The organism is Acidimicrobiales bacterium, assembly GCA_035294085.1.
Taxonomy (GTDB): domain Bacteria; phylum Actinomycetota; class Acidimicrobiia; order Acidimicrobiales; family Bog-793; genus DATGLP01.
In genome coordinates this window covers 41815-48594 of record DATGLP010000011.1, presented here as the reverse complement: position 1 = coordinate 48594, position 6780 = coordinate 41815, and the positions used below count along the sequence as shown (strand labels likewise).

5 protein-coding genes and 2 tRNA genes are annotated in these 6780 nt (G+C 72.8%); 1 reads left to right on the top strand and 6 read right to left on the bottom strand.

The window, feature by feature from the left end:
• Window positions 1–650: 650 nt before the first annotated feature.
• Window positions 651–1898 (bottom strand): IS110 family transposase, encoded by a 1248-nt coding sequence (locus VKV23_04310; protein ID HLI15260.1) that lies wholly within the window; start codon window positions 1896–1898, stop codon window positions 651–653.
• A gap of 308 nt (window positions 1899–2206) precedes the next feature.
• Between VKV23_04310 and VKV23_04305 the strand changes: the two genes are divergently transcribed.
• Complete coding sequence (locus VKV23_04305) at window positions 2207–2473, top strand: hypothetical protein (GenBank protein ID HLI15259.1); 267 nt, start codon at window positions 2207–2209, stop codon at window positions 2471–2473.
• Between the two features lie 281 nt (window positions 2474–2754).
• Here VKV23_04305 and VKV23_04300 read toward each other — a convergent pair.
• The 5 genes from VKV23_04300 to VKV23_04280 form a co-directional block, all read right to left on the bottom strand.
• Window positions 2755–2830: transfer RNA gene (locus tag VKV23_04300), tRNA-Phe, on the bottom strand.
• Window positions 2831–2906: 76 nt separating this feature from the next.
• Window positions 2907–2981 (bottom strand) — tRNA-Asp (locus tag VKV23_04295).
• Window positions 2982–3123: 142 nt separating this feature from the next.
• On the bottom strand, window positions 3124–3837 hold the full coding sequence (locus VKV23_04290) for a DNA-3-methyladenine glycosylase 2 family protein (protein ID HLI15258.1): 714 nt from the start codon (window positions 3835–3837) through the stop codon (window positions 3124–3126).
• Entirely contained in the window at window positions 3824–4651 is an 828-nt protein-coding gene (locus VKV23_04285; GenBank protein ID HLI15257.1) for a hypothetical protein, read from the bottom strand. Before VKV23_04285 ends, VKV23_04290 begins: the two co-directional genes overlap by 14 nt.
• Window positions 4648–5835, bottom strand: coding sequence for a CoA transferase (locus VKV23_04280; protein ID HLI15256.1), 1188 nt, complete (start codon window positions 5833–5835; stop codon window positions 4648–4650). Before VKV23_04280 ends, VKV23_04285 begins: the two co-directional genes overlap by 4 nt.
• Between the last annotated feature and the right edge of the window lie 945 nt (window positions 5836–6780).

Below are 6780 nucleotides of genomic sequence, written 5' to 3'. Positions count from 1 at the left end.
GGTGCCGTATCGGCAAAGGCCGGCGTATTTCTGGCGACCATTGGCAGCATGAAGCCTGCTGCGGCAATGAGGACGACGGAGGCGACGTGGGAGCAACGGAGAAGAACCGCATGTGGGGACATCGGCCAGCCTTGGGTAGTTGTCTCGCGGTAGAGACCGCTTCAGGGTAACCGATACGCGGCGTTGCTTACATGAACCGGCTCGACGCCCCAAGGGCGTCATTTGACTCTGCTCAAGCCGACGCTGGAGACAGCCGTCTTGAATCGCCGGAAGCGACGCGTGGGCCCGGACGCGCGGATCGAACCGTCAGCGGGAGCGCATGCCTGCCGAGCGCGACCGTCGTCGTTGATCAACAGCACGCGCGTTGACATCACCAGAAGGGCAGGTCCACCTACGATCTTGACCGAGGCGCTGCGCCACGGATCCCGCACCGACTTCTCGGGCTAATTCCCAACGACCGCAACCCCAATTCAGAGAACTCGGTGATGCGCATCGGGACGAATGCACATTGCCGGCGCATCGATACGTCTGTGGAACGAACCTCGATCTCTGAGGTGAGAATGACGTGAGTTGTCCGCGCGCGTGGGCGCGCGACGTCGGGGCGCGGGGCAGAGCCCCGCTCGGGGCGTGAGCCCCGGTGTGTGGGTTCCTCAGGCGGCGGGTTCGACGGTGACCTTGTAGCCGAGGCGCTCGATCTGGTGGGCGAGGCGTCGAGCATGTCGCTCGTTGTCGCCGCGGCGGTCGAAGAAGTCCCCGCCGAGATCGGCGTCGTCGGTGTCGTTCGCGAGCATGTGCCAGATGGTGACGAGCATCGAGTGGGCGACGACGAAGATCGCCTTGGACTCGCTCTTCTTGCCGAAGCGACGGCAGAAGCGGCGATATTGAGCGGCGTAGTAGCTGTTTTTTGAGTGGGAGGCCGACCAGGCCGCTTCGATGAGCGCCGAGCGGAGAGCGGCGTTGCCCTTGCGGGCCCTTCCCGAGCGGCGCTTGCCCGCGGACTCGTGGTTCCCCGGGCACATGCCTGCCCAGCTGGCGAGGTGGGCGGCCGTCGGGAACCGGCCCATGTCCACCCCGATCTCGGCGACGATGGCTTGGGCGGTCACCTTTCCGATGCCGACCACGGTGCAGAGCCGTTCAACCTGGCGAGCAAAAGGGGCGATCTCCACCTCCAGGCGCTCGTCGAGCCTGGCGATCTGGGCGCTCAGGTGGTCGACGGTGGCGAGGTGGGTGGAGAGCATGAAGGCGTGGTGCTCGTCGAAGCCGCCTTCGAGCGCCAGGCGCAGCTCGGGGATCCTCGCCCGAGTGCGCGTCAGGGCCATCTCGGCGAGCACGTTCGGGTCACGCTCGCCGGCGATGAGCGCCTCGATCATGGCGCGCGGCCCCTTGCCGAGGACGTCGGAGACGACCGAGTCGAGCTTGATGCCGGCGTCCTCGAGGACCTTTTGGATGCGCTGGGTCTCGCGTCCGCGCGCTTCTGCGAGCTTCTTGCGGTGCCGGGTCAGGTCCCGCAGCCGGCTCATCACCGGGTCGGGGACGAAGCTGCCTCGGAGCAGCCCGCACTCGAGGAGAGATGCGAGCCACTGCGCGTCCGAGACGTCGGTCTTTCGTCCCGGGAGGTTCTTCACGTGCTGGGCGTTGACCAACAGCAGCTCGAAGCTCGGCTCGGGAGCGAGCACGTGCCAGGGCGGCTTCCAGTAGACGCCCGTCGCCTCCATCGCCACCTGGGTGACGCCGTGAGCGACGAGCCACGCTCGCAGCTCACGTAGCGAGGAGGTCCAGGTCCGGAACTGGCGCACCTCGGTGCGGCGCCCTTTCTTCTCGCCCGGCAGACGCACTGCCGCCATGAGGCTGTCCTTGTGGACGTCGAGCGCCGCACAGCGCTCCACGATGATCTCCATCGCCCATCCCGAGTGTCCTGCTCGCTGGCGGCCGCCCCTGGGACCTGTGTGGTGTTGGAGAATCTGAGGTACGTCCTCGAAGGAACAATCCGTGGTGCCTGCAGGCCCCTGCACCAGTCTGACCCGCGGGCTCGTGGCACCAATGAGTTTCCGGGCTCGGCGGGCGACCGGCACCATTCTCATCCGCCGTGGCGGCCCCGGCCAGGGGCCATGTGGGTCTGACCCTGCGACTGACGCGTCTTCAGGACGCGTTCGTGACATGGCCGTGCTACCACAGCGACGGCGGTCGTCCGGACCTCGCCTCGCAGATGAAGCTCTACTTCATCGACCCGCTACACGCCCGACTCGCACACCTTCGCCGTACTGAGGTCGAGCCGCCGGACTACCCGATGTTGACCGAGCGACAGCTCGGGACGGCCCGCCTTCGTGCCCACGGGCGAGAGGCCCCCGGTTCGCTCAAGGAGGCTGATGCCGTCCTGTACTACAGGTCCGCCACGGGGAGGGAAGTCGACTTCGTTGGCCACTGGCTGAGCGAGCTGCCGTACGAAGGCAAGGACACCGAAGGGGCGTGGTAGCGCGAAGCTCGGACCGCAACAACGGCCTTCGGTTCCTGCATCCTTGCAACTCGGAGCGTCCTGGAAAACCGAGGGAAGCAGATGGCGATTCCGCCTGGGATCCTTGCGTATCTTCTTGAAGACGATCCGTTGGTCGCCGGAAGGAAGCAGAAGGAAAGGGGCCAGAACTCGACGAACGCCGCGTGGCGAATCACTCAACTTGGGTTCGCCAAGGGACACGTCGCCCAATTGTTGGCCAGGCCGTGAACTGCCCAGGGGGTTCCTACGTGAACCATCCCCCATGGTGGTCGGGACCGGCGTCGATCCGGTGACCTCGCGCTTTTCAGGCGCGCGCTCTGCCAACTGAGCTACCCGACCCCGCCGGCTCGGCCTGCTCGTCCGTCGGGCGCGCCGTAGTGCGCGCGAACGGAGCGAGCCGGCTGACGCCAGCGCGCGGACCTGACGGGATTTGAACCCGCGACCTCCGGCTTGACAGGCCGGCGTGCACTCCGAACTGCACCACAGGTCCTCGACTCCTCCTCGCACCTGCAGGAGCGCACGTCGGCGCCGGCACTCGCCGCAGGGGCCGCACGATCCTAGGCGATCGCCGCGCGGGGCACGGCGGCCGCCGGCGAGGCCTGCCCGCGAGGGGCGAGGTGCCGACGCGCCCGTCAGCCCGTGAGCGCCCGCCCGTCCTGACGGGCGTAGAGCTCGCAGGCCCGCCAGCAGTACCAGGCGACGATCGAGCGGTAGGGGCGGAAACGGTCGCCGAGCGCCTCGAGCTGGCGCGCAGGCGGCATCGGGACCCCCCAGGCGAGGCCGTAGCCCCGGCGGACCCCGAGATCGCCCGTCGGCCACACGTCGAGCCGTCGCAGCTGGAAGAGGAGGAACATCTCCGCCGTCCACCGGCCGATCCCCCGCACCGTCGAGAGCCGGCGCACGATCTCCTCGTCGCCGAGCCTCGAGAGGCTCGAGTCGAGGACGAGCGTGCCCTCGTCGACCCGCCGTGCGAGGTCGACGAGGGAGGCGACCTTGCCGGCCGAGAGTCCCACGGCCCGCAGCTGCGCGGCCGAGGCCGACAGGACGGCTCGGGGCTCGACGTCCCCGAGCGCGCCGACGAGCCGCCCGTGGATGGCGGCTGCGGCAGGCCCTGCCAGCTGCTGGTAGACGATCGCGCGCACGAGCGCCGCGAAGTGGCTCGGCTGGGGCGGCCGCAGCCGAGGGGGCCCCAGCGCGCCGAGGAGCGCCGCGACGACGGGGTCGCGCGCCGAGAGGAGCTGCGCCGCGGCGCGCAGCGACCGGACGCGTGGCGCCTCGGCGCCCGGCGAGGGCAGCACGGCGGGATCGGGCGCGGGGCGCGCCGCGGCGGCCTCAGTCGAGGCCATGCGCCTCGAGGGTCATCGCCACCTCGCCTCCCGGCTTGCGCGCCTCGAGCGTCATCGCCCCGCGCTCGGCGGACGTCGCGAGCACGTCGACGGTGTCGTCGTCGAACACCGGGGCGCGCGCCCGGTACTCGACGCGCGCGAGCGGCCCGAGCTCCGCCTCCGCCTCGGCCGCGAGCAGCGTGGCGAGGAGCGGCCCGTGCACGAGCAGGCCTCGGTAGCCCTCGACGCCGACCACGTAGGAGCGGTCGTAGTGGATGCGGTGCGAGTTCCACGTTGCGGCCGAGTACCGGAAGAGCAGCACGGGGTCGAAGCCGAGCCGACGGCGGAATCCCTCGCTCGGGCTGGGCGCCGGCGGCGGTGAGCCAGCCGGAGACGCCGGCGCGGGTGGGGTGGGCGCTCCCCGGTAGACGAGGTGCTGGCGCTCGACACGGACGACCGCACCGTCCTGGAGGTACTCGTGGCGCCACGTGACGATCGCCAGGTCGCCGCTGCGCCCGCGCACCTCCTCGGCGCGCTCGACCTCGGAGCGGCGCTGCGCCGGTCGCCCGATAACGAGCGGGCCGCGGCGCTCGACGCTCCCGCCACCGGCCATTCGACGGGGGAAGCGGCCCACGTACGCGTCCGTCCTCGGCGGGTGGCCGTCCGGACCGAGCCCGGACGTCGGGACGAGCGCCGCGAAGTAGGCCCAGTGCCACAGCAACGGCAGCTCGTCGCCGGCAGCAAACGGACGGGGGTCGCCGATGGTCGCCCCGAGGCGCCGCGCGCCGTCCGGCGCGAGCTCGTCGACGGCCACCTCCAGCCCGGGTGCGCTCACGGCCGCCCCGTCCCGGCGATGCCGGCGTCGCGCAGTCGTCCGATCTCGCGCGCGCTCAGGCTGAGCAGGTCGGCGAGGACCGCCTCGGTGTCCCGGCCCAGCTCGGGGGCGGCGCCCACCGGCGAAGGTTCGGTCCCGTCGAGGCGCAGCGGGAGAGGGACGTCCCGGACGAGGCCCTCCCCATCCGGGGGGCGCGTCCCGAGGAGCGCGCGGGCGAGCTCGGGCGCGGTCTCGTAGCGGCTCCAGCACGCCTCGTGGCGCTCGAGCGCCTCGAGGACGGCTGCCGGCTCGAGGCACGCGCAGCGCCGCTCGAGGAGCCGAGCGATCTCGGCGCGCGCCCGGTAGCGGTCGCCCTCGTCGCTCAGGTCCAGCCCCCGGTCCCGCTCGAGCGCTTCGACCTCCTCGGCGATGCCGAAGGCAGCGACGAGGGCGCGCCACTGCCGGGCCGTGAGCGCCACGAGCATCACCCTCGACCCGTCGCTGAGCGTGAAGTCGCGCCCGAACGCGCCGTAGAGGTAGTTGCCGTCCCGCACGCGGGGCTGCTCGGCCCGCTCCTGCTCGTCGACGAAGCCGAGCGACGCGAGGACGCTCACCGCCACGTCCGCGAGGGCGATCAGCGTCGCGCTGCCCCTCCCGGTCCGCTCGCGCTGGCGCAGAGCGCTCACGACGGCGAGCGCAGCGCAGAAGCCCGTCGCCACGTCCCAGGACGGCAGGGGCGAGTTCACGGGCCCGACCGTCCCGGTCGGTCCTGTGAGGAACGGGATGCCCGAGCGCGCCGCGATCGTGTAGTCGACCGCGATCGCGCCGTCACGGTAGCCCTCGATCTCGACGCTGATGACGTCCTCGCGTCGCGTGCGCAGCGCGCCGTGCGAGAGGGTGCCCCTCGCACCGAGGTTGGTGAGGAGGATCCCGCTCCCGGGGCCCGGGCGCGCGACGAGGGCCGCGACGAGCTCGCGCCCCTCGTCGCGCCGCCAGTCGAGGACGACAGAGCGCTTGCCGCGGTTCAGTCCGTGCCAGAAGAGGCTGTCGCCCGCGCGCGAGCGCGGCCAGCGGTGGTAGTCGAGCCCCCCGCCCGGAGGGTCCACGCGGATCACGTCCGCACCGAGGCCGGCGAGGGTCATCCCCGCGAGGGGCGCGGCGACGAACGCCGACAGCTCGACGACGCTCGCACCTGCGAGGGTCACAGCTGCCCCATGAACCCACCGGGCGCGCGGGCGGCGTCCCGGGGAACGCCCTCGGTCGGACCAGCCGCTCCCGTCGAGCGGCCCCCGCCGAGCCGGCTGGCGGCCTCCGTCGCCGGGTCGGGCGCCGGCGCCTCCCCGGACCGCTCGCGGAGCCCTCCACCGGGCAGCTTGGCCACCTCCCGTCTGCTCGGACCGTCGGACCGAGGCACGCGCCTCGCGCGGCCACGCTAACGGATGACCGCCGGGGCGCGGGGCCCGGCCCGCCAGACGCGCCGGGGCGGGAGCGCTCGCGACGTCCGGCCGCCCGTGCCCGGTGCGCAGGACGCGCCGGCGCGAGCCCGCCCCACGCGCGAGGCGGGAGGCCGGCTCCGAGTTCGGAGCGCGGCGCCTGGCAGGTGCTCGGGGAGGAACCTCCCGGGTGATCCACGCCGCCGCGCCCGCCGCGCGCGAGCCTGGGCGGCGCGAGCGCGGGCAGGACGCGGCCCGAGGGAGCACCGGAGACGGCCCGCGTTGCGCCGAGCGGGCCGCGGCGGGGCCGACGCCCCTCACCGCCGCGCCGCGAACGCGTCGCGTGGAGGTCCGCACCCCGAACCCAGCCGTCCTGCTCGCCGGACGACCGTCCAGACGAGACGGCCGAAGCCCGCGGCGGTTCTCGGCGCGCTCGCGCGCCGCCCGCCCGACGCGCCGGCTCGGGTACGGGACGCCGGAGCGCGGTCGTCCCCGGGGCGAGGAGCGGTTCCCGCACGACGTCGCCTTCGCGCACGGACGGGCCCAGGAACCGCCGCGGCAGCCCGACCCGGACGGGCGAGCGGTGGCCGGAGCGCCGCCGGGGCGCCGGCGGAAGGTGTCGCGAGCCTGGGACGAGCGTCTGCGCGAGCGAGGCGCCTGGCGCTCGGCCGAGCACCTCGTCGCAGGCGCTGCCGGAGCAGGCCGAAGCAGGGTGGC